This window comes from Serratia sp. N21D137 (assembly GCF_047530005.1).
In the GTDB taxonomy this organism is placed as follows: Bacteria; Pseudomonadota; Gammaproteobacteria; order Enterobacterales; family Enterobacteriaceae; genus Chania; species Chania fonticola_B.
The window spans coordinates 96,285-119,630 of record NZ_JBLJAJ010000001.1; the positions used below are offsets into that span (position 1 = coordinate 96,285).

Here is a 23,346-nt window from a genome sequence, read left to right on the forward strand (position 1 = left end):
CCGGATTATTCGTCCAGCATCACCACTTTGCCGATGTAAGGCAGATGGCGATAACGCTGGGCGTAATCGATGCCATAACCTACCACGAACTCGTCTGGGATCGGGAAGCCGACATATTCCACTGGCACTTCAACCTCACGGCGCTCAGGCTTGTCCAGCAGCGTACAAATCGCCAAAGACTTCGGCCCACGCAGCGCCAGGATCTCACGTACCTTGTTCAGAGTGTTGCCGGAATCGATGATGTCTTCAACGATCAATACGTCTTTACCACGGATGTCTTCATCCAAATCTTTGAGGATTTTCACGTCACGGGTGGTGGACATGCCGCTGCCGTAGCTGGAAGCGGTCATAAAATCGACCTCATGCGGCACCTCAATGGTGCGGCACAGATCGGCCATAAACATGAAAGAACCTCGCAGCAGCCCGACCAGCACCATATCACTGCCGCTATCGCGGTAGTCTTCGGTGATCTGGCGGCCAAGTTCAGCAATACGGGTCTTAACTTCCTGCTCGGAAATCATTACTTCTACAGTGTGTTTCATAGTTTTCAGGTCAGTTGCCGGAAGAAGGGCGCAGAGTTTAGCATAGCTGGCGGGCGGTGGCGACGCGAGTGCGTCACCACTTTACAGGCTGCGGCGTGACAAGCCGCAGCCTCGGATAACTTAATCGGCTACGGTAAAGCCTAGCATCATCCCTGTATCTTCATGTTCCAGCAGGTGGCAGTGGGCCATATAGGCCTGATCGGCACTGGCCAGATGATTGAAACGTACCAGCACTTCGCTGCGCCAACCTTCTACCAGCACCGTATCTTTCCAGCCTGCCCGGTGGGCCGCCGGTGGCTTGCCGTTTTCCGACAGAATGCGGAACTGGGTGCCATGGATATGGAACGGGTGCAGCATCATGTCGCCTTCGCCGGAAATGGTCCATTTCTCGTATTTGCCACGCTTGGCCTCAAACGCGGGCTTGGTCATATCGAAGGCTTTGCCATTGATGGTGTTGGCATGGCTGAAATCAAACGGCTTGCTGCCATGATCCATCTTGCTGTGGTCCATTCCCGCCATGTTACCGTGATCCATGCCTTGCATCTTGCTATGGTCCATACCAGCCATGTTACCCGCGGCATTGCCGTGGTCCATGCTCATCCCGGCCATCGCCTGGTGACCATAACGATCCATCAAAGCCTGCATCCCCAGCATATCCAGCTTAGGATCCATCATCAGCTGCAACCAGCGTTCCTGCACTCCGGCCAGCGATGGTAACGCAGGCAATTTCACCAGGCTGTCCGGCATGGATTTCACGCCCAGTGCCAGCGATGGCTGAATATGCAATACCGGCAGCGGCTGGTCGAACGGAGCCAGCGTCATACCCATTTGCTTTACCGGCAGGGTAACGATATCGAACGGCTTGCCATCGGAGGCATCGACCAACACTTCAAAACGCTCGCCCATCAGCATCGGCAGTTCGGTCAGCTTAACCGGTTCGCCCAGGAAGCCACCGTCACTGGCAATCACGTATAATGGCCGATTGTCGCTGGTGGACAGGTTAAGCGAGCGGGCGTTACAGCCGTTCAGGAAACGCAGACGCAGCCAGCCGCGTGGCGCGATGTGTTGCGGATAGCTGGCACCGTTGGTGAACATACGGTCACCAAACCAGCCCACGGCCGCGCTCATGATATCCAACTGATATTCGATTTGGCCGCCTTTGCCCAGGCGCTTATCTTGCAGTATCACGGGAATATCATCTGTTCCCCAGGTTTTCGGCAAGGGCAACTGGCTGCTTTCGTCATCTTCCAGCAGCACCAATCCACCCAACCCCATCATTACCTGCTGGCCAGTCTTGCCATGCGTATGGGGATGGAACCAGCAGGTAGACGCTGGCTGATCGGCAGTGAAACTCACCGTTCGGGTGGTGCCAGGTTGGATCAAGGCTTGTGGACCACCGTCGACATTACCGGGGATCTCTAAACCGTGCCAGTGCACCGTGCTGGCCTCTGGCAGTTTATTACTGATATCCACCGTTACCGGCTTACCCCGTTGCAAACGGACCGCTGGGCCAAGCAACGCACCGTTAATCCCCCAGGTGCGGGTAGCCACGTTAGGCAGCCAGTTCATCTCACCGGTTTGCAGCGCCAACGCGATCTTTCCTTGCGCATCTGGCGTCAAAATCGGCGGGATCGGCAAGGCTGGACGATCGGCCGCCAAGGCGGCACGGCTCCATAATGGCAAGGCGCTTGCGGCACCTATTGCGGCGGTCAGTTTGATAAAATCACGGCGTAACATCGCTGGTTCCCTTTTCTCAGTGATCGAAAGCTTAAGATCCGCAGCCTAAACCCTCCCCTTAGTGGAAGGTCAAGAGCTACTATTAAGGAGTGTTAAGCCCACATAATTAATTTGGTGCCTTTACAGCCAAGTGTGGTAACGTCAGCAGATATTGAACAGGTCTATTTCATGATGAAAAAAACAACGTTGTTAATGCTATTGCTGACTATGCTGGGCTTTTCCAATGCCAGCCTGGCGCTAAATGAATCCGAAGCGGAAGATCTTGCCGATCTGACCGCGGTGTTTGTCTATCTCAAAAACGATTGCGGCTACAATGATTTGCCTAACGCGCAAATCAAACGCGCCATCGTGTACTTCGCCCAGCAAAACCGTTGGGATTTGACTAACTATAATAGCTTTAATATGAAATCCCTGGGTGAAGACAGCTACCGCGATCTCAGCGGCATTGCTATTCCTACCCCCAACAAGTGCAAATCTCTGGCGCGCGACTCCTTGAGCCTGCTGGCCTACGCCAACTAACTTCCCCTGCGTTCTCTCAGCCTTGCCAACGATAGCTGGCAGGGTTTGCTATCGCCTATCTGTTGCCCTGCCGACAATGCTGTAATTTGCCACACGTAGGGTTTATGATGTTGCGCTCATTTTTCATGGTTGTTATTACGGAGTAACCCGCACATGACCCAGAAAGAGATTTGGTATGAAACGCTGCATGCCAACTTTGGCCAGTACTTCTCAGTAGAGCAGGTACTTTACCGTGAGAAAACCGAGCATCAGGATCTGGTGATCTTTGAAAACCCGGTGCTGGGCCGCGTGATGGCTCTCGATGGCGTGGTACAGACTACCGAACGCGATGAGTTTATCTATCACGAAATGATGACCCACGTGCCGCTGCTGGCCCATGGCAAGGCCAGGAAAGTGCTGATTATCGGCGGTGGCGACGGCGCTATGCTGCGTGAAGTCTGCCGCCATCAGGGCGTTGAACAGATCACCATGGTTGAGATCGACGCGGGCGTGGTGGAGTTCTGCCGCCAATACTTACCGAATCACAACGCTGGTGCCTATGACGATCCTCGCTTCAAGCTGGTGATCGACGATGGTGTCAATTTCGTCAGCCAGAGCGACGAAAAATTCGACGTGATTATTTCTGACTGTACCGATCCGATCGGCCCCGGCGAAAGCCTGTTTACCTCGGCGTTTTATGAAGGTTGCGCACGCTGCCTCAACGAGGGTGGCATCTTCGTAGCTCAGAACGGCGTCTGCTTCCTACAGCAGGACGAAGCGGTCAACAGCCACACCAAGCTCAGCCAGTATTTTAACGATGTCAGCTTCTATCAGGCGGCGATCCCAACCTATTACGGCGGCATCATGACCTTTGCCTGGGCCAGCCAGAACCCGGCTTTGCGCCAGCTGGATGTCACCACGCTGCAACAGCGCTTTCATCAAAGTGGCTTAGACTGCCGCTACTACAATCCGGCAATTCACGCTGGCAGCTTTGCCCTGCCGCAGTATTTGCTCAATGCACTGAACGTTTCACGTTAAGCGAGAAGATAGGGGCTAAATCTAATTGCAAAAGATCAAACTGCACGGCTTCAATAACCTGACCAAGAGCCTGAGTTTTTGTATTTACGATATTTGTTATGCCAAAACCGCAGACGACCGCGACGGCTATATCGCCTACATTGACGAACAGTACAATGCCAACCGCCTGACCGAGATCCTCAGTGAAACCTGCTCGATCATTGGCGCCAATATTCTCAACGTCGCCCGCCAGGACTACGATCCGCAAGGCGCCAGCGTCACCATTCTGATGAGCGAAGAGCCGGTCGATCCGAAAGACGTGGATACCTCTGAACACCCAGGGCCGCTGCCAAAGACGGTGGTAGCACATCTGGATAAAAGCCATATCTGCGTCCACACCTACCCGGAAAGCCACCCAGAAGGCGGCCTGTGTACCTTCCGGGCCGATATTGAAGTCTCTACCTGCGGCGTGATCTCACCACTCAAAGCGCTGAACTATCTGATCCACCAGTTGGAATCCGATATCGTCACCATGGACTATCGCGTACGTGGTTTCACCCGCGATGTCGCCGGCGTAAAGCATTACATCGATCATGAGATTAATTCGATCCAGAACTTTATGTCCGAGGATATGAAGGCGCTGTACCACATGATGGATGTCAATGTGTATCAGGAGAACATCTTCCACACCAAGATGCTGCTGAAGGATTTCGATCTGAAGCACTATCTGTTTAACGCCAAGCCGGACGAACTGAGCGAGGCAGAGCGGAAAAGGATCACCGATCTGCTGTGGAAAGAGATGCAGGAGATCTACTACGGGCGCAATATTCCGCACCTGTGACTACCCCCGCCGTAAATTGGGCAAGGTTTACGGCGGACCTTGCTAAAGATACCTTATTAGCCTTGTGAAGCAAGTCAGGACAAATCCATGGCGTTTTGCTTCTTCGGTGACGATTTATCCACCCGCAACAACGCAAACCCATCCCAGCCCTTTTCGCCCACCGTTTGTAACGCGGTTGCTGTCAATTCTGGAAATTGTTTCACCGCTTCAAGCGTCTGGCAGATCCCGTCAGCATGAACATCACGTTCAGTATCAATAATCGCACCACCGCGGATCACATTGTCCATGATGATCACACTGCCCGTCCGGCCAAGCCTGATGGACCATTGCAGATATAACAGCGCATTCTGTTTATCAGCATCGATAAAAACCAGGTCGAACGGAGCTTGTTCTTGTAACTCAGGCAACAGCTCTGCCGCCTCGCCAACCTTGATCGTCACCTTGCCGGACAAGCCAGCACGCGCAATATTTTCACGAGCAACAGCAGCATTTCTCTCTTCTTTCTCCAACGAGATCAAGCAACCATCAGGGGGTAACGCCTGTGCCATGAGCTGAGTGCTGAATCCACCCAAGGTCCCGATCTCCAGCACTCGCTGCGCCGCGCTGATCTGCACCATCAACAGCAAGAACTGCCCCTGTAGGGGGGAAACATCGTGCGGCGGCAACCCGTGCGCCGCATTGGCCAGAAGCGTTTGCGCCAGATTCGGATCCTCGATGAGCAACTGTCGCTTAAGGTATTCATCCACTTGCTGCCATTTTTGCTGCATCCTGTTTCTCCAGTAAACATTCCGGTAACAGTATAACGCAAAGGAAAATACTAGCCGCTTAACCCCAGATGGTCTCGCAAGGTGCGCCCAGTGTAATGCTGACGAAACAGCCCACGCCGACGCAATTCCGGCACCACCAGGTTGATAAAATCGCTCATTCCCCCTGGCAGCCACGGTGCCATCACATTGAATCCATCGCTCGCGCCAGTACTGAACCACTCCTCCATTTCATCGACAATCTGCTGTGGCGTGCCAATCAGTTGCCAATGACCACGTGCGCCTGCCACATGCCGGTACAGTTGCCGTATAGAATAATTCTCCCGCGCAGCCAGTGAGACCAGTAACTCACGTCGGCTTTGGCTGGCATTACTGGGTGGAATAACCGGTAATGGCCCATCGAGATCGTGACCGGAAAGATCGATGCCCCCTAATTGAACCTGCAACAATGCCAACCCGACCCGATCATCAATCAACGCCTGGAGTTGCTCAAACTTGTCCTGTGCTTCCTGCTGGCTACGGCCGACGAAGGGGAACATCCCCGTCATCACCAAAGGTAGCTGGGCGCGCCCAGCTTGTTGTGCCCTTTGTTTAACATCCTGGTAAAACACTCTGGCGGTTTGTAATTCATGCTGTGCCGAAAATATGACCTCACTGGTACGCGCCGCCAAGCTACGCCCGGCCTCGGATGCGCCAGCCTGTACGATCACTGGAGCACCGCCAGGGCAAGCAGGTACGTTTAAAGGCCCCTTAACCTGGAAAAAATCCCCCTGGTGGTTCAGTGGGCGCATTTTTGCCACGTCAAAAAACACCCCACTTTGTTTGTCGCAACAAAAGGCATCACTGTCCCAGCTACGCCACAATCCGGCCACAACATCAACAAACTCTTCTGCACGCTGGTAACGACGATCGTGTTCTGGATGACTATCCAGACCAAAATTCGCGGCTTCAAATGGGTTTTGAGACGTCACCAGATTCCACCCCGCTCGTCCCTGGCTAAGATGGGCCAAAGAGGCAAATTGACGAGCCAGATTATAAGGATGGTGATAGGTGGTCGTTGCCGACGCAATCAAACCGATACGTTCCGTACACGCACTCAATGCTGACAGCAAGGTTAACGGTTCAAACTGCCCCACGTAGCGATGTGCCCCACGGCTCAATTCTGCCCAGTCATCCCCTTTTACAGCCAGACTATCGGCAAGAAAAATGAAATCAAATGCCGCACTTTCCGCCATACGGGCAAACTCGGCGCAGTGCTGAAAATTGATACCCGCATTAGCCTCAACACTGGCATGTCGCCAGGCTGCAATATGGTAGCCGGTGGGATACCAGAAAGCCCCCAGCTTCATCATCGTCTGCTGTTCAACCATCCTGCTTCTCCTCTAATATTCTGTCAGAACGCAACGCCTCCCCTGCCAGATAAGCCTGCAATTGTTCAACTTCTTCATCACTGAACAGGCCACAAACACCGAGCAGAAACGTGCCTGCCGGCGAGGTGAGCATCAGGAATTTTTTGTAACGTGTCAGGCCGATCGCCGCGCAACGTTGATCAATCAGTATCGCATTGACAGTCATGCCCCAACGTAATGCGCAGCGTATGGCCCAGGGACGATCCAGCAAACTGAGGACATTGAGTTGCCAACTCCCCTCTTCACAGGCCCGATCAATGGCCTCGCGAGCACGTTGCTGCCACAAGAGCGATGTCGCTCCACTATCGCCGTGAATATTTCGCGCCAGATGCTGCAACAGCAGTGGAGGGGATTGCTGGTAGCGGTGAAACCCTGCCAGCAGTTTTTTCACCTGCGGCAACAACTGTGCTTTCGCAAGCTCATCAAACAGTGCCTGCGGAGCTATGCCCGCCCCCATAAACAGGCAATGACCGTCATACAGATCGCGTAGCATGCACTCAGGACGTGTTGCCAATTCCATAAAGAAAACTTTCAGCATCGTGTTCACATCTGGCACACACAATGGTATCCCGGAAAATTGCTGTTGCACCGCATAAGGTTCCAGTTCATCCCAATCAATCAGGTGGTATTGGTCAACCGCAAACTGCCCAATGTGTAATTCCACTCCACCATCCTCCAGGCCTTGTTCGAAAATGAAACGAGCAATACCACACCATTGCGCAGTATCGGGGTGCTGATAGAAACGAGCCATAAAAGGGAGAGAAAAACCGCGGCGAAAGAGCTGCGTGGCAAAACGGCAAAACGCCGGGAAATCCCGGACGACAATGTCCAGATCCTTGGCAAAACGCTCGATGCGTTCCGGGTACAGTAGCTCGTGACCAAATCCTTTCATCAACATGGCACGAGGTTCATTGCTGTCAAACTGCAAAGCTCGGATTGCCTCTAGCCAGCTATTCCGTTCGCGACGATGCGCCGCAAGGATCTCCGATAGTGCTGGCGTCAATGGTTGAGCGCTGACATTGTGATAATAATCGGCCACCAGCGGCAGAATTTTGTGCCGTACCGCTGCCTCCAAGCATAGTTGCCACTGTTCTTGTGACAGCGTATTGCTCAGCACCTCCGCTTGAGAGCGATCAAATAAAAAAATCGTTAATAGCTTATCGGTATCCATCGGTTCCCTCGCTATCGGAATAAGATGTCATGCAATGTTGTAAACGAGCCATTCTTGCTGGTAATAATGGGACGCTCAGACGTAGCAAAGTGATCGCTGCATCTCCTCCCCGCCAGCAGAGATGATGCTTTCCTTTGACGCCTCTTGCTTCCAACGCTTCCCCCATTTCCGGCCCAAGAAACCAGTAAGGCAGGGCGCTACTGGCCGCGACCAAGGGCTGAGCATCAAATAGTTCGAGAACTTGCCGTTTATGGCGGGTAATCTGTGCTCGCAACTCGGCGGTGGAATCACCTAGCGCCAAAATGTTGGCGGCGATACGCAGCGACAATGAAGCATTGAGCAACGGTGGCAACGTCTGGCGCACCCGGGCCTGCAGCTCACTGGCGCACAGGCATAACCCCACGCGTAATCCCCCAAGCCCCCAGCCTTTTGACATCCCGCGCAGTACAATAAGATTGGGCATCTCACCAAGCAGAGTCACCGCGCTATAAGTCGGCGAACAATAATTGGCATTAGATTCATCGATCAACAGCAACATACCGCGCTGCGCCAATCTCTGGCACAGTTGCCGCAGTTTCACGAGATCGCCATAGTCATCATTCAGCAGCCCCGGACGCTCCAGAAACAACATATCAGCCCCAACGGCACACATTGCGGTACCAATGTCCTGCTCGCTTCCTGGCGCCATGTGATAAGGCTCCCGTCCTGCCTGACGCAGATACCAGGGATAATCCGGGTAAACATCACCGATAATCGCCACACGTCGCCCTTGCGATAAATATGCCAACGCGGCCAATAACGAAATGACCCCCGCACCACAAGACAGAGAAAAATCATCATGTGCCAGAGAAAAAAAATGTTTTACCGCCTGGCGTAACGTCATATCTCCCCAAGGATCGGTGACGGCATAGCGGTAGATCTCGGGTAGCCCTGTCTCAGTTTCCAAGTGCAAAGTCTGTTGGATGACAGCACTGATATCCGGCTGGATAAATGGCCGTTCATCCTGGGTCCAGGAGAGATTCAGTATTGTTGGCGTATCGTCCAGCGCGACCATGCTCTGATAGGAATCAATGGCTCTGGCAATCATAAGTCCTCCCATACCGCATAGGGGACTGACATTTCCTGAGCCTGCAGTGAGCCATGTTCATAGCGGTAGGAGGGGGGGAGATAAAACGGTTCTGTTGCGCAATCAATAACAGGTTACCCATACGCGATGAACCTGAAGTTGAAAACAGGGATGTTCGCGGCATGACCAAGGCGATATCGCCAATAGCGCTGGCCAAACGTTGCTGCATCGCAGCTTCATGTTCCTGCTCAACATAAAACCAGCGTGTGCGTCCAGCGCCCCCCATCGTTGCGCCAAATTCACCACAAATCTGCTCTATCGACCGGGCAATGTCAGAATCATGCTGTGTCGGCACCAAGCCATGATCGGCATAGGCAATCACATCACACCCCTGCGCCACCAAACGCTCAGCCAAGGATGCTAACCCACAGAGGAATGCCTCTACCCGGTCGTCATAACCGTTAAGGTGAATATATTGATCGACGTCGATAAAACACCATAACAGGGTCGGTGCCGCACCGTTCAGTCTCTGCCCGACCGCGCCTTCCAGGCGCGCGATCATCTGTGCTGGCGGCACCAACGGCTGGTCCGTATAAAAAGCATGATTATCAACATGTGCAACGCCCGTCAGCAGCGCTCGCGTCCAGCTTCCCTGGATGGGCAACAGATCGCCGGCTATCGCCTGTGGGGTGAACCCATAGCGGTAACAATCGGTAAACAGATTAGCCGTGGGAGGCGTGATGGCATCCCCCTGATAATCACAGATGTTGATCAACGTTGCCTGCGCCGGATCAGGCCGAAACACGACGCCGGGAACACCATGCTGTTCTATGCTCTGCCCCGTCAAACTACTCAACCAGCAGCTTGCCGAGGTTGAAGGAAATATCGCCTGCCATGGTTCCTGATGGGCATAACGCCAGCAACCCTGTGCAAACTCGGAATAAATACCGTCGACAGCGAAGATCACTTGATGGCGTGGCTGCTTTTGCCGCTGTTGATAAGCCATACGTGCCGCAATACGTTTGCGAAATTGACGCAAGCTATTTACACTGTTTTCAATTGGTAACGTCATACCAAGGCGTCCCCTCAGCTTGCTTCACCGACTCTCTCAACGCCTGCAGTATTTGAGCTGCCCACCGATGGGCCACATTTAGCACCGCGCTGTTGGCTCGAGGACGAGCCGCAATGTTCTGAAAGAAACAGACCCCTTCGACAGGAGCACCAAGAAATGTCAGACGGGTTTCAATAGTGTTATCCAGGGTTCGTGGATGGAATGCTTCAGTCAGCATCAACCCCCCCGGAATAAACCGCTCTCCCCCCGGATCACGGTTTTCCCATAGTTGGATCAGTCCTTCGCGCAACATTGAAGGATAGAGTGGACTCTGCTGATAACGAGCGTCAAACGGGTGCAGACGAGCACAAGCTAAATGATCGATCTTCAGCCGTTGCCCACGGCCATGCAGTATGAAACCCTTTCCGGAACGCGCAGAACTAATGTGTACACCAACTGGGGCCAGCACGACTAGCCCCTGGCGAATAAGGGCCGCCATTTTCTGCATCGCTTCAACACCCGCACCATTTGACAAACGGTTGTAATAAGACATCCATAACGTCGAAAATTCGCGTTGAGAGGCGGGTGTTAAGCCACCAAAATCGGTGACAGCAGAAAATACGGCGCGTAAATCACGCCAAACACCATCACAGGCAGCCTTCAATGGATTAAATCGGTTACCTTGACGTGCCGCCGCCAGATCTAACTCTAACCAGCGTAGTACCTGGTGCTGCCGTTGCGACACGCTCCCTGTTGGCTGGCCGGTGAAAGGTTCGAAAATACACAGCCAGTCAAACCGATGTTCAGCCAGGTAGGGCGAGTGCCCCCATTTCACCTGTTGCGGCGGTAACGCACGGAATGCCGTCACTACCTGCTCAGCAGGCAGCTCCTGGTCAGTCAATGTCCGGTAAAAAGCCGTGGCCAGGCGCATCAGTGCAGGATCGTCGCTGTCTTGCCTGGCGCAAAACCTCTGAAACTCTACAACTGCCTGGTCAAATAACTGCTGGGCGGGTTGTAGTAACCGCTCAATATCCCGTTCAACTTGATGGGGGACGGTGGACAGGAATGATAGATATGCAGGGGTCACGGCCTCGATCAACCTCTGGCCCCAATCTTCGCCTAATAAAGTGCGGTAATAAACCAACGCCATCTCCAGCACCACCAGTGGAAATACATCACGCCGGAAATCGAGTTGCCGCTGGCAAGAACCGTCAGACAAGGTAGCGCTGCGCCCATGGTTCTTGCGCAGTAGCGTAATCGCGGACTCACTAAAAAACTGGGGCTGATGAAAGTGTTCCGGCAAGACTTTGGCATTAACCGGGCGGACAGAATACATTTTTCCACTTGGGCTAATTGCCTGGATCTGGGCGGGTTCATTACCACTGTGTAGATAACGCAGCTCACCATCATCGCCAGCAACAAAGCGGCCGCCGCGTCCTTCGGTCAGGTACAAACAGATATCAATAGCCGTCAGCCCCATACCAAGCAGCCCTATTCGACTGCCAGCATCGACAGTTTGCAGGCTGAATCGCTGTTCCAGTGGATAGGGATAGGAAATATACCGACTGGTGCGTGCGTAGCGTGCTTCATCCGTCCCTGGCCTAGGACGGCAAGGAGTATGGCCAGTAACGAATAAAACATGATCGGCCAGCAAGGCGTCCTGGTTGCTGGCAAACGACATTTTGAAACCGGAATAGTGACGGCGTACATAAGTCACTTCGTCATGATGCGCGATAACCTCGACTCCGGGTAATTGATTGAGCAGTTCGGCGTAAAGATTAAAATGATCGCGTAATGCCAAGCCATGCAGATATCGGTGTGGCACATCATGTGCGGCAAGATTGAAACGCTCATCTCCCGTTTGCTGATAACGTTGTTGACACCATTGATGAAAAGTCAATCTTAGCGGCAGAGGCAGCAGTACCGAGGCAGCCTGGACGGACTCATCCGCCGCAAAGGCTATTTGATCAACGCACCGGTTGAGATAACTGCTCGATGGCTGCTCATCACTATGTGCGACGCCAGCGCCTGCCCTGCCATGCGACTCAAACACATGGATGTGCAATGAGCCTGAAACCGGTTCTCTGCGTAGCAAAGCCAATAAGCGTTCCAGGGCATAAACCGATCTCGGGCCACCACCCACTATCGCCACCACATAGTTATTCACCGGTTATCTCCTGCCTGCGCTATTCAGCTTTTCGGTTTTTTGTGCCAATGCAGACCTTGGATAGTCATGGCATCGTTATCGTTGGCAACATCGAGCAGAGATTGAGCCCAAAGACGCAGGCGTTTACGGTTATCCCCTTTCTTAAAGTTGAGCATGAAATCCATGTCTTGATAGTCTTTGAATTTCTCGCCAAAGAATGCCGGGAACGAAGAATAATGCACGGTAATAGCATCCATGCCGGTCTGTTTGGCTATGTCGAGGAACTCCGGTTTCATATAGCCGGCGATGCTGATACGACCATGACTCAACGTTTGGCGTAGCGATTTCAGCATACCAATCAGAGCAGGATGGTTGTGGCGATCGTAGCCGCTACCCCGGCTGGCACCAATGGTCAGACTGCTGAGATCGTTCATCCCCACCAGAAAATGTTCAATGCCAAGTTTCTCGATGTCCGATGCGTGCCAAAACGCCGCTGGTGTTTCCATCATGCAGGAAATTTTGTTAGGGAAAGCAAAGCGGCGGGCATAATCCATGCCGAACTCTATTTCAGCCATCTCACAAACGTAGGGAAAGATGATATGCAAATTCGGGTGTTGTTTTGCCAACTGGGTAATGACATCGAATTCAATTTCGAAAGTATTGGTCAATTCCATCGCCCTGCGCATACCGCGCAAACCAATGGTTGGAAACTCTTCCAACACATATTCGTCATATCCTTCCAGCATGTTGATTTCATTGGCTGGCGCATCAATAAAGCGATACCAAACGTCCTTGTCTGGAAACACCTTTAACACGTTCTCGATATAATCAATCATCAATTGGCGCCCATCCGGGGCGGTAAGATACTTGCCCGCGCGACGGAAAATATACTCGCCACGCAGCAACCCAATCGCAGAGACCTCCTGATAAATACGTGGATCAATCAGCTCGCCACTTAAAGAGACTTCAATCTCCATGACATTGTCCTCACTCAATAAAATTAGCTATTTTTAACCGGTAGAAAGGCGGCACCCGCCGATGGAGCGGCTAAATAACGCTCCACCCCGGCACATAGGGCTTGGAAAACCTGTTCAGGGGGCTGACGGCCATCAACCCTGGTCCAATCCTGTTCGCGAGCATGGCGTGACAAAATGGAATAAACCTTGTTCATCTGTTCGAGGAAACGTTCATCACTGCATTCAAGTTGGTTACCACACTCGTAAGGCGCGTGCGTATCACCGTTGTCACGCCGCCAAGCGATAATCACGTTAGGTTCAACATCGAGAAACAACGTAAGATCGGGGGACGGGAAAGGAGCAATCAGCTGCGATAGCCAAGTCTCGCTCAACCCCAGAGCCATTTCCGTCGCGACGTGTTTTTGCCAACCACCATCAAGCAACACGATTTCATCCGCGGCTGGCGGCTGGTGGCAAAGCTGGATGGCGAAAAGGTTAAACAGAAAAAGTGCCCGGCTCTCACCACGCATTTCAGGCAATATTTCATACATCAAGGTACGGTAGCTACACCCAAAATACCGAGCTTCAGGGTACTTTTCAGCTTGCAGGGCATCACGTTTGGCTAGTGTACGCACCGGCAATCCTGTCGTTTTCTCCAACCAGGGGATCAGCCATTTTAACTGCGTTGATTTTCCTGCCCCGTCACATCCGAGAAGATTGATCAGCATGGCGGATCCTGTACAAAGAGACGAAACTCCCCTACTGCAAGGCGGCAGGGGGCCATTGCATTACTCGACAGAACGTAATATTTCCTCAGATTGTTTATCCAGGCTTTGCCCACATGAATCCTTGAGCATTTTCTGGAATTTATGGCGCAATGCCAACGGCACCATACGCTCGACATAAAACCCCAGTTGTTCGTCAAGCTGGTATTCAACCGGATCCTTGGCGGCCAGTTCCGACAATCCGCGCGCCATCTGCTCAGGGAAACCCGGATAGCTGGATTGCAGGGTATAAATCACGCTGTAATAGAGATTACGGCCCAGAGAGAAACACGGATAACGTGCCTCATAGTTGTCTAAAGAGTATTTAGGGAAACAACCATCGATAATACGTTTCGGGCACATCCATAATGGCATGACCAACGTCATATCACCGATCTTGCGTGCCGGGCTGGAAGCAGGTTTCAAGCCTGTTGAAATACGGAACAGGTTCTCGCACAAGACATCTTCCAGATTAAGCCCCGTGCTAATGAAGCGGGTGCCCAGTTCGCGGGCATAACGTGTCAATGAGAGGCGAATCAATAACGTGCCAAGAAACTCGAAGTCATCCCCCGCAAAGGTGCGCTCAAAACGGTCGATCAGACTTTCGCCGTCTGCTGGAATACCGAGCAGAGATTTGACCTCGTCCTCTTTGATAATTTTCAAGTCCAACTGATAGTTACGGCACAGCTCCACGGCACGTGGCACACCTTTATCCCAATCAGGGATACCCATAATGATCACCGGGTGGACATTGACGTAGTCACGAATCAGGCTCAGGCCGTGCAATAGTGAGTTACTGTCGCCACCACCGCTAACCCCCACAACCAGATCGGCCCCTTGAGGCAAATGCTGTTTGATGGTTTCTGCCACCCGTGCAGCGATAATATCGCAGCACTCATCAGGTGATAGTTTTTTGAGGTAGCTCTGCGCGCTGGCATCGCTATTTTTCAGATTCTGATAGATATACTCTGTTGACTCTGAGTTCTGATCGGTACTGTTAACAATTTGGAATTTCTCTGGGGAGAATTTGAAGGGGTTTACATTACGGTTAAAATAAAGCAGAAGCTGGTCAGCATCAAACTCTGCCATGGTTTTTTCCAACCCGGAACATAAATGCATAGCCTCTTCGCCGTCACGGCGCTGATAAATAGAGACCGCAGACCAGGGCACGTTATTTCTGCCTAAAACATCAATCAGGCGCTCATCAGGGCGACTGGAAAGTAACTGACGGCCATGCGCGGTCACGACGGCAATTTCAGGGCCCACAGAATTTAACGTTGACTTTGCAGACATAGCTTCACCTTAGGATTCATCCTGATTTTTATAAATTATAAAATCTCACCGTTCATTGAGATAAGGCCACATCGGGTATGTGGCCCTAAAGTGGTTATTGCGCGCCAGTCTCGCAGCTCGCACCACAAATGGTTTCAATACCATGACGTGAAGCGGGAATAAATGCACGCTCAGCACGCATTGATTCCAGTTCACTAACAGAAATGTCAGCATACTTTACATCAGCGCTATTGCTGATTAGGTTAATGATTTCATTCTTCAAATTGAAGTTACTGCTTGGGTTTTGTTTAAGTGCATTTTTCATACTTACATCCTCAATAAAAATTGATATTCGCTAAGTATATTACATGTGAAAAACTCAAATAAAACGACATGCAACCAAGCCAGTTTTAAAGCACTTGGAATTTTTGTCAAACCACCCTCCATAATAAAAATCGCTTCACAAAGGCTTACCCCACTTAAAAACAAAAAAGATAAACACCTGTTATAAAAGGATAAAACACGCACAATAAAATGGACGAAATATAAAATAATTATTTTTCAATTAGATACAATCAAGAATGCAAAATGAGAACAAAAACCGTCGTATTAAGACAGGCAACCTATTGAATAAAAAGCATTAACTCTCGTTATATAGGTAAATTCCCGCATTATTTTTTAATTATGTAATGAATAAAAAATAAACTTTATATTCCAAAAAAGTATAAAAATAGTTAAGATAATGTTAAGTTTGGTTATTTGAATAATTTCAAACTTAAATTATTAACCTGAAAAATCATATCAAAACTTTAAGGTAATTATTTTTTATATCTTAAAATCAATATGTTATAAAAAAATCAATGCGCAATACTTTGTTTTTATTTAACTTTAACACTTAAGTTTATCAAAACAATTTCGCAACTTTTCATTGACAGAACATGACACTGTGATAAGACTCTATCCGTTGCCAATTTTTTATCCTGAAAGATTGCGCAGCAATCCCGAAAATAGATAATCACTTTAATGGAGAAATTTACATGAAAGCGAAAAAATTGAAGAAAGTACGCCGCGCCAACGCAGCTCTGTAATCGTGGTAGGTTCAATGGTGCATGCGCATGCACCATTGAACCTTACAACCTTGCTTCCATTAATCCTAACTCCATTCAAAGGTATCTTCGATGATTTCTTTACCTGACTATGTTCATATAAAAGAAAACAAAAGGGATCGAGTCCTTCAGCTGTCAGTTTTCTTGCAAACTCATGAGCTTATTTTCGACGATGATGAAAAGTATCGCAATGCAGTTACTCAACTGAATAAATTGATAACAGGACCTGTTCAACTAACTCAGGCTTGCAATCAAGAAAACGCTCAGTTCTATGAGTACCTACTCGAAAACAACCTGGCTTTTGAACTCCCTGAACAAGATATCACGACCAATGATACAGGTTGTTCTGGCAGTGAGTTCTACAACCGTTTATACAACTTGGTCAATAATCAATGGCTACTCCAACGGGGTGAAACACCACTGGCACAAGCCATGTTGGAACCCGAAAAACATCGTATCCTCTTGCTCGGTTGGACATTGGAATACTTTCACGTAACCCGACTAGCCGTCTCTTCTCTGATTGGTTTCCTAGCCGATCCACTGCCAGCTGCACTCCAGCAGTTAGCACAAGAATTTGTAAAGGAAGAATTGTTTCACGAACGTATTATGGCCAAGGCATTTAGCGATACGCCTTGGCAGGAGAAGCAACTGTATGCTTCATCTCCCCTGCCTTCTACTTTGGCCTATATGGATTTTCTGAAGGATATGGCACTTCGCAGACCTCATTCATTCTTCGCCAGCCTGTTCTTCTATGAAGGCGATGATGATGATCTGATGGCGTTCTCTGAGTGCATTCCCGATACTCCAGAGTTTCACAAAATCCGTGATAGTCATCTCAGCCATGCCCGCATCAATATGCAAGGAGAACATGCTGATTTCACTCAGCACTATTTCAATTTGATCCCCTTATTATCTCATCAGCAACAGCAGGAGATAGTGGACGATATGGCTTACCTCTGCTTCCTCTACTATGACATGCAAGATGAAATCTTTGCCTGCTATCAACATGAAGATGACTTGGAGAAGCGCCTATGTGCCAATCAATGATGTTTAAACTGGTCAGTATGGGCGTAGCCATCAGTGGGGAGCCTTTGGTTGATCTGCGCAACCTTTGGAAAAAAATGACGTTGCAGGAAGGCATTAAGGACGAACTCAGCCATCCACAGCGCGCCTTGGTCACTCGCGGACGTATTCTGATGCTGGAAGGGCAGGAACGCTTTTTTTCCTTTTTACTGTCATGTAGCAAGCATGTGCCAGCCACGCCGCTCAGCAGGGAACTCACTGAACTGCTCTGTACCACACCCTTGCCGATCTATCTGGAGGATCAAGCATTTATCCGTCATTTTTATCGGATGGAGCCGGCATAATGACGCTACTTTTACTCATTACCGCCCTCAAAGCCATCGCTGAGAAAATTATCTACTTCGTGCTGCCGCTTTGGGCGTTCCAATTAACACAGTCAAACGATCTGATGAGCCATGTACGGTTGTTTGAATATCTTCCCTTTCTGGTCCTGGGCTTTATTATTGGTACCCTCGTCGATCGTATTGGTAGCCGAAAAGGTTTTATCGGCGGAACCCTAGGGCAAATAGTCGTGGTCATGCTGTTGGCATTGAATGGTGTCAGCTCGCAACATCTGCTATTTTTATTGGTATTCATGCTCATGGGAATGACCTATTTTGCCAACAATTCTCTGATCGTCCAATCAAAAGTAGCGTTACCAGAAAACCGACTCATTATATATAACAAATACAATAACATGGTGACCAATGTCTTCGACAGTGCTGGTCCAGCCATTATCGGCGGTATGTTGTTATTACTCACTTACACGCAAACACTGAGTTTATCCTATGCCTTGCTGTTTATTGCCTTATTACTGAGCGTGTTCAGTTTTCGCCGCACCCCGCCAGCGGAAAACAAACCCTTTATTCCCGATATCATTTACGGTTTCAAGGCGCTGTATGGATTACGTAATTTATGGATCCTGTCTTGGTGGACATCGTTTGCCAACGCGATTGTCGTCGTTTCTGAAATTGCCGTGATGTATTACGCCAAATCGCAGCTCAACCTTTCTGATTTTCAAGTCGGCCTATTATTTGCCGCGGGGGGTATCGGCGCAATCATGGGTTCCTGGTGTTCCGATCGGGTTGAAAAACGCGTTGGCGTGATCCAGGTACTGGTCTATTCCATCCCACTCATTGGTCTGGCCTATGTACTGATCAGCATACATCTCAATATCGTAACGCTAGGCATCCTGCTGTTCTGCGAATCCTTTTTGTTCTCCATCTATATCGTCTGTGTCCGTACTTACAGACTGGTGGTGGCTCCAGCGAAAGATCTGGGCAAAATCAATGGCATTACTGGCAGTATTTTCAAAATGTTTATCCCTTTCTCTCTGGCCGCTTATGGAGCCTGGGGAAATACGATAACGACCAACGAAGTGCTGCGCATCATGGGAGGATTGTTCCTGATCGGCTCTATCCTGCTATCAGCATCCAATATGTTGAAAATGAAAGAAAAGCTTTCAGATAACTACTGATATTGGGGGATGCGTATGTTCACTGCCCAACAGGTGGCCTGGGTGCTGCAACACAGCAGCACCTCACGCCTTATGCAACCCATTGATGCTCTTGGAAAGTTTGACCGTTATCAAGCGTCACTAGGCATTGAACAAGCGGCAAAATGGGTCGCGGAGGCGGCACAGCAACGGGACTTGCGACAGGTAGAAACGCTACATTTTCCTGCTGATGGCAAACAACATTGGTGGCACTTTACTGCTCCACTGGCTTGGACCCCACTACAAGCCTGGTTGCACGTACCGGCAGCCGATAATTTGTTGATTGACCATCAACAGCACGCGTTTGCCATTGCCACATATTCCTGTGCCGTAAACCAGCAGCACTTCACACTGGCGACGCCCGAAGAAAGCGAATGGCAAGGCAAGGTCCTGGTCATTCCCAGCGAGCAATATCGCCAACAAGATTGGCCATTGCTCCTGGCTCAGGCGGGGGCTGCTGGTTTTATCACCGATGCCCCTGCCTGCCACGATCGGCAAACAAACGTTAGTTTCCGTGGCCGAATTGAACTACCTCCGGGCAGCTCCCTGTTTGCTTTTAGCGCTACGCCAGAAGAAATGAGGCATTTGGAAACAGCGGCCCGCCGCCATTGCTGCGCGCAAGCAGAAATCTGCCTGGATCACACCGCCGCCATGCCAGTGGTGACGGCTTGCCTGCCTGGGTGCGATACCACGCATGAAATATGGCTAACCGCCCACCTTTGCCATTCGCGAGCGGGTGCCAACGACAACGCATCAGGGATCAGTGCCCTGTTGGAAACGGCAGCACTCATCAGCCAACTACAAAAAAACGATGCCTCGCCACCTCTTCGTTACACTATTCGATTCATCTGGGGGCCTGAGTTCCTGGGTGTGGCTGCATTGCAACATCATTATCGTCACCGCCCTGCACCACTCGCGGTAATCAATCTCGATATGGTCGGAGAAAATCAAACTCTGTGCTGCTCACCACTTTGTATCGAACACCCTCCTCAGCGCCTGTCCTCATCTTTGGGCTTACTTGCTGAAGAGTGTGCCGCCGAGGCTTTTTTACAGACTGCGGATAGTGGCGGGAAATGGCTCAGTATTCCTTTCCACGGATTTTCCGACCATGCGCTGTTTATGAATCACAGCGATCACAGTCGCAATAGCCCAGCAATCCAAATCTGTCATATCGGCGATCGCTTCAACCACACTGCTGGCGATACTTCGGACAAGGTATCACCAGTAGAAATGAAACGTACTCTGGCCATCGTGGTACCGCTGTTGCTGAAACTGCAGCAACAGCGGCCGGAATATATTGCCCCTAAACCACCGGCCACATGGCCTATAGATGATGGCCTCTATGGTCATTGGCCTGGCCCATTGAATTTACGCGGATTGATTCAAGCTCTCCCCCCTGCACTAAGGTATCCATTAGAAAGACACCTGGCGCAAGATAAGCGTTATCTCGCCGCGCTTCATCATTGCGTCTTGAATGCAGATGGCCGTTCCTGGCCGCAAATTGTCGAGGCCACCAATAAAGAACTGGGGTTTATTTTGCCAGCAAACGTAGATGAGAGTTTTCGCAACGCACTGCTTGCATCTTCCTGGTTCACTACTAACGCCAAGCAAGCTGGCATCGATGAGGAGAGATAACCGATGGAAGACGCTGAAATCCTGTTCGAACGTTACATGACGCTGTTAGGGATCGCGGTACCAATACCGTATCGTGCGGGTGCCATACGCTGTACGCACGAAATCCGCGAGGCCGTCGCCCTGCTCGCCGTAGTGAAACATGCCGAGGCGGAACCCGCAAACGGCTTCGATGCGTTGAAAACCGTTGATTGTTATAAGGCGTGCCATGAGTGAATTTCTGCACACTTTGCCCCTGGCCGAGTTGGCCCGGCGCCTGCGCAATAGTCAAATCAGTGCGGTGCAATTAACTGACTATTTTCTGGAACGCATTGCGCGTTTTAACCCGCATATAAAAGCATTTATTCAGGTAGACCCGACGCGGGCACGCCGCGACGCACTGCGTGCCGACGACGAATTGGCTAACGGGCATGACCGGGGACCACTACACGGGATCCCTTACGCACTGAAAGATATTTTCGATGTTGCTGGTGTAGCAACGACCTGTCACTCGAAAATCATGCAGCACCACATTGCGCCACACAACTGTACAATAGAGAAGAAACTGAAAGCAGGTGGCGGGGTCTATCTCGGCAAACTGGCCACACACGAATTTGCCCTTGGCGGCCCCAGTCTTGAGCTCCCCTTTCCCCCAGCACGTAATCCGTGGAACCCTGCACATTTCACCGGAGCCTCATCATCAGGGGCTGGCGCAGCGATTGCTGCAGGACTGGTTCCAGTAGCCATAGGTTCAGATACTAGTGGTTCCATCCGAGGCCCAGCCTGCATGTGTGGCGTTACCGGTTTCAAACCGACCTTTGGCCTGGTATCCAGATATGGGGTATTTCCTCTCTCATGGTCGCTCGATCACTGTGGCCCACTAACACGCTATGCTGCCGACTGCGCATACGTCATGCAAGTCATCGCAGGTCAAGATCCCCATGACCCTACAGGTTGTAATGTCACCTTTGATTTTGTTAATCCACCCGCGATCAACTGGCGTAATTTCCGCGTCGCTTGGCCGCGCCACCTATTGACGGACAGCCCATATACACACCCGGAATTACTCGCAGCAATGGATAATAGCGTGGCGTTACTGCGCGATGCCGGTGCCACCGTTGAAGAAATTCAATTTAAGGATTACCACTTATTCAACGCCTGCGGCAGGATCATCATGACTGCCGAATCCTTTGCTATCCACCAGCAAAGTCTGCGCGAAAGGCCGGAGGATTTCGGGCGGTTCACCTATCAACGCGTGCTACCTGGCGCGACAATTTCAGCAGCAGAGCTATTGGATGCACAACGCTTACGCAGCGAACTGACAGGATGGCTGAACACCCGCATATTCCCACATTATCAGTTGCTGATATTCCCCAGTACGCTACGGCCGGCACCTGCCTTCAGCGAGTTTGGCACCGATTGGCCACCACCAGCCAACGTGGTACCCACGCAAACCATTCCGTTTAACGTCACCGGTAACCCTGCGTTAAATCTCCCGATTGGCCTGGCCTCTTGCGGTTTGCCCTTGGGAATGCAACTGGTTGGCCCGTTGTTTGATGATAGAACCCTGCTTGCTACCGGCAGTGCATTGGAAACATTACTCACCATGCCGATACTGGCGGAAAGCAGCTTGATCAACGATGCGGTCACTTATCATCCAGCATGAAGCGAGAATCGCGTTTCGCAACGCATTAGGCCCTGAGCCAACACGTCATCGTATGGACCGGTCTCCAATAAAAATCGCACAAGGCTAAGGAAATACTGTACGTAGGGGACACCACTCCACACAAATAGCGGCGATTTGCATAATAGCCAGTCCGCCTCTTTTCGCGTATAGCAATAGACAGGGTTTTGTTTCACCGCTTGATGAAGAGCGGCCTTACTCCCCATCACGGGGACCAGCAGGGGGAAAAGAGCAAACACTGACTGTTTGATCGCCTCAAGAGCCCAAGCTCGAGTACTGAGATTAGGAGTAAGCCGTGAACATAATGTCCATTCTTCACGGAAAGCGGGCAATTCCGTATCCCAGAAAGGCAGGCCATAATCACCGGCAGGATGTTCCGCGACCAAATGATGACGGCAATGCCCAAGTTCATGACTCAGCTCAAGAGCCTCATTGGCGGTCAAATGGCGCAGATCGTTCGCTCGAAGGCTGAGCGCGGCACTACGAGTGTCACCTTCCCACTGCAAATCGGCAAAGCTATCATCACCGACTTGCACCTCCACCTGCATTCCATCAATACTGACAATCGCTTGGTTTTTACTGCAACGAATGCATGCGACGGCCAGTACATCACAAACCTTCGCTAGCGAGGTTGCCCCCGTCAGGCAAGGCTGAAGAAACTCATGGCGCATAAAATGCGGCTGTGCGGGATCGAAATTCAGATCGTGCCACTCCAGCCCCATCGCAATATGCCTCGTCAACGAAATAATATCTGCTGCCAGCCCCTGCCGATCAACCCGAATACCAAAATAGGCAAGTCGGCGAGCGCTTTCGGCATACAGGGGGTCAATACATGGAGCTACCCGATCTCTTGACGCTGTATCGTAAGCATCTAGCGCATCCAGGTATCGATCCTCAAGCGGATCTTCCCGTACATTAGCCATAACATAAAGCCAGGAAAGACGCTGTGGCAGAGCAATATCTCCAGCCGTCGCCCTCAGTGTTTCCTCATCTATCGTTTCACTAAATAGTTGTTCAACCTGAGCTCTATTGATATCCATAACGTTCCATGCTGAGTGTCAAATGCCAAAATAAGGTCGTGCTCAACCGCCGCGTTCGGCTAACCGGCGCCGCACGATCACCTCTTTACAGCTTAGCACTACGGCTTGAAAGTG

Annotated in this window: 22 protein-coding genes; 9 read left to right on the forward strand and 13 right to left on the reverse strand. The window is 50.9% G+C overall.

The window, feature by feature from the left end; genetic code table 11:
* Nucleotides 1–5 precede the first annotated feature (5 nt).
* Complete coding sequence (gene hpt, locus ACMV5H_RS00455) at nucleotides 6–542, reverse strand: hypoxanthine phosphoribosyltransferase (protein ID WP_071681992.1); 537 nt, start codon at nucleotides 540–542, stop codon at nucleotides 6–8.
* A gap of 120 nt (nucleotides 543–662) precedes the next feature.
* A complete protein-coding gene (gene cueO / locus ACMV5H_RS00460) occupies nucleotides 663–2,279 on the reverse strand; it encodes a multicopper oxidase CueO (RefSeq protein WP_414821288.1) in 1,617 nt (538 codons plus the stop codon).
* A 171-nt stretch (nucleotides 2,280–2,450) separates the two neighbouring features.
* Here cueO and ACMV5H_RS00465 point away from each other — a divergent pair, with 171 nt between their 5' ends.
* The 3 genes from ACMV5H_RS00465 (at nucleotide 2,451) to speD (ending at nucleotide 4,635) form a co-directional block, all read left to right on the forward strand.
* Complete coding sequence (locus tag ACMV5H_RS00465; protein ID WP_037375824.1) at nucleotides 2,451–2,798, forward strand: YacC family pilotin-like protein; 348 nt, start codon at nucleotides 2,451–2,453, stop codon at nucleotides 2,796–2,798.
* Between the two features lie 153 nt (nucleotides 2,799–2,951).
* Entirely contained in the window at nucleotides 2,952–3,815 is an 864-nt protein-coding gene (speE, locus tag ACMV5H_RS00470; RefSeq protein ID WP_021179726.1) for a polyamine aminopropyltransferase, read from the forward strand.
* 25 nt (nucleotides 3,816–3,840) lie between these two features.
* On the forward strand, nucleotides 3,841–4,635 hold the full coding sequence (gene speD / locus ACMV5H_RS00475) for an adenosylmethionine decarboxylase (protein WP_059201736.1): 795 nt from the start codon (nucleotides 3,841–3,843) through the stop codon (nucleotides 4,633–4,635).
* A gap of 74 nt (nucleotides 4,636–4,709) precedes the next feature.
* Here speD and ACMV5H_RS00480 read toward each other — a convergent pair whose 3' ends face one another.
* The 10 genes from ACMV5H_RS00480 to ACMV5H_RS00525 all read right to left on the reverse strand — a co-directional run bounded on the left by ACMV5H_RS00480 (nucleotide 4,710) and on the right by ACMV5H_RS00525 (nucleotide 15,559).
* The gene (locus ACMV5H_RS00480) at nucleotides 4,710–5,402 is read right to left on the reverse strand and encodes an O-methyltransferase (protein WP_414821289.1); all 693 of its coding nucleotides are present in this window, start codon (nucleotides 5,400–5,402) and stop codon (nucleotides 4,710–4,712) included.
* 50 nt (nucleotides 5,403–5,452) lie between these two features.
* Nucleotides 5,453–6,769 (reverse strand): LLM class flavin-dependent oxidoreductase, encoded by a 1,317-nt coding sequence (locus ACMV5H_RS00485; RefSeq protein WP_414821290.1) that lies wholly within the window; start codon nucleotides 6,767–6,769, stop codon nucleotides 5,453–5,455.
* Nucleotides 6,762–7,979 (reverse strand): nucleotidyltransferase family protein, encoded by a 1,218-nt coding sequence (locus ACMV5H_RS00490; RefSeq protein WP_414821291.1) that lies wholly within the window; start codon nucleotides 7,977–7,979, stop codon nucleotides 6,762–6,764. Before ACMV5H_RS00490 ends, ACMV5H_RS00485 begins: the two co-directional genes overlap by 8 nt.
* Entirely contained in the window at nucleotides 7,966–9,066 is a 1,101-nt protein-coding gene (locus ACMV5H_RS00495; RefSeq protein WP_172413915.1) for an aminotransferase class I/II-fold pyridoxal phosphate-dependent enzyme, read from the reverse strand. The genes ACMV5H_RS00490 and ACMV5H_RS00495 overlap by 14 nt, the downstream gene beginning before the upstream one ends.
* Nucleotides 9,047–10,117: a hypothetical protein gene (locus ACMV5H_RS00500; protein WP_414821292.1), complete on the reverse strand. Its 1,071-nt coding sequence runs from the start codon at nucleotides 10,115–10,117 to the stop codon at nucleotides 9,047–9,049. The genes ACMV5H_RS00495 and ACMV5H_RS00500 overlap by 20 nt, the downstream gene beginning before the upstream one ends.
* Nucleotides 10,101–12,263, reverse strand: coding sequence for an FAD/NAD(P)-binding protein (locus ACMV5H_RS00505; RefSeq protein WP_414821293.1), 2,163 nt, complete (start codon nucleotides 12,261–12,263; stop codon nucleotides 10,101–10,103). Before ACMV5H_RS00505 ends, ACMV5H_RS00500 begins: the two co-directional genes overlap by 17 nt.
* A 23-nt stretch (nucleotides 12,264–12,286) precedes the next feature.
* Entirely contained in the window at nucleotides 12,287–13,219 is a 933-nt protein-coding gene (locus ACMV5H_RS00510; RefSeq protein WP_021179718.1) for a putative PEP-binding protein, read from the reverse strand.
* A gap of 23 nt (nucleotides 13,220–13,242) precedes the next feature.
* Nucleotides 13,243–13,926 carry a dTMP kinase gene (locus ACMV5H_RS00515; protein ID WP_021179717.1) on the reverse strand — a complete coding sequence of 228 codons (684 nt, stop codon included), beginning with the start codon at nucleotides 13,924–13,926 and terminating at the stop codon, nucleotides 13,243–13,245.
* Nucleotides 13,927–13,986: 60 nt separating this feature from the next.
* Nucleotides 13,987–15,255 carry a hypothetical protein gene (locus tag ACMV5H_RS00520; protein WP_414821294.1) on the reverse strand — a complete coding sequence of 423 codons (1,269 nt, stop codon included), beginning with the start codon at nucleotides 15,253–15,255 and terminating at the stop codon, nucleotides 13,987–13,989.
* Between the two features lie 94 nt (nucleotides 15,256–15,349).
* A complete protein-coding gene (locus ACMV5H_RS00525) occupies nucleotides 15,350–15,559 on the reverse strand; it encodes a hypothetical protein (RefSeq protein WP_094981443.1) in 210 nt (69 codons plus the stop codon).
* Between the two features lie 853 nt (nucleotides 15,560–16,412).
* Between ACMV5H_RS00525 and ACMV5H_RS00530 the strand changes: the two genes are divergently transcribed.
* From ACMV5H_RS00530 to ACMV5H_RS00555, 6 genes are read left to right on the forward strand one after another with little or no spacing between them, the layout of a single operon-like run.
* Nucleotides 16,413–17,387, forward strand: coding sequence for a hypothetical protein (locus tag ACMV5H_RS00530; protein WP_094981442.1), 975 nt, complete (start codon nucleotides 16,413–16,415; stop codon nucleotides 17,385–17,387).
* A complete protein-coding gene (locus ACMV5H_RS00535; protein WP_021179713.1) occupies nucleotides 17,384–17,707 on the forward strand; it encodes a hypothetical protein in 324 nt (107 codons plus the stop codon). The genes ACMV5H_RS00530 and ACMV5H_RS00535 overlap by 4 nt, the downstream gene beginning before the upstream one ends.
* Nucleotides 17,707–18,879, forward strand: coding sequence for an MFS transporter (locus tag ACMV5H_RS00540; protein WP_094981441.1), 1,173 nt, complete (start codon nucleotides 17,707–17,709; stop codon nucleotides 18,877–18,879). The genes ACMV5H_RS00535 and ACMV5H_RS00540 overlap by 1 nt, the downstream gene beginning before the upstream one ends.
* A 15-nt stretch (nucleotides 18,880–18,894) precedes the next feature.
* A complete protein-coding gene (locus ACMV5H_RS00545) occupies nucleotides 18,895–20,532 on the forward strand; it encodes a DUF4910 domain-containing protein (protein WP_414821295.1) in 1,638 nt (545 codons plus the stop codon).
* 3 nt (nucleotides 20,533–20,535) lie between these two features.
* Entirely contained in the window at nucleotides 20,536–20,745 is a 210-nt protein-coding gene (locus ACMV5H_RS00550; protein ID WP_021179710.1) for a hypothetical protein, read from the forward strand.
* Complete coding sequence (locus tag ACMV5H_RS00555) at nucleotides 20,738–22,174, forward strand: amidase (RefSeq protein WP_414821296.1); 1,437 nt, start codon at nucleotides 20,738–20,740, stop codon at nucleotides 22,172–22,174. Before ACMV5H_RS00550 ends, ACMV5H_RS00555 begins: the two co-directional genes overlap by 8 nt.
* Here ACMV5H_RS00555 and ACMV5H_RS00560 read toward each other — a convergent pair.
* Nucleotides 22,162–23,232, reverse strand: coding sequence for a hypothetical protein (locus ACMV5H_RS00560; protein ID WP_414821297.1), 1,071 nt, complete (start codon nucleotides 23,230–23,232; stop codon nucleotides 22,162–22,164). The two genes, ACMV5H_RS00555 and ACMV5H_RS00560, sit on opposite strands and share 13 nt — an antisense overlap.
* Nucleotides 23,233–23,346 lie beyond the last annotated feature (114 nt).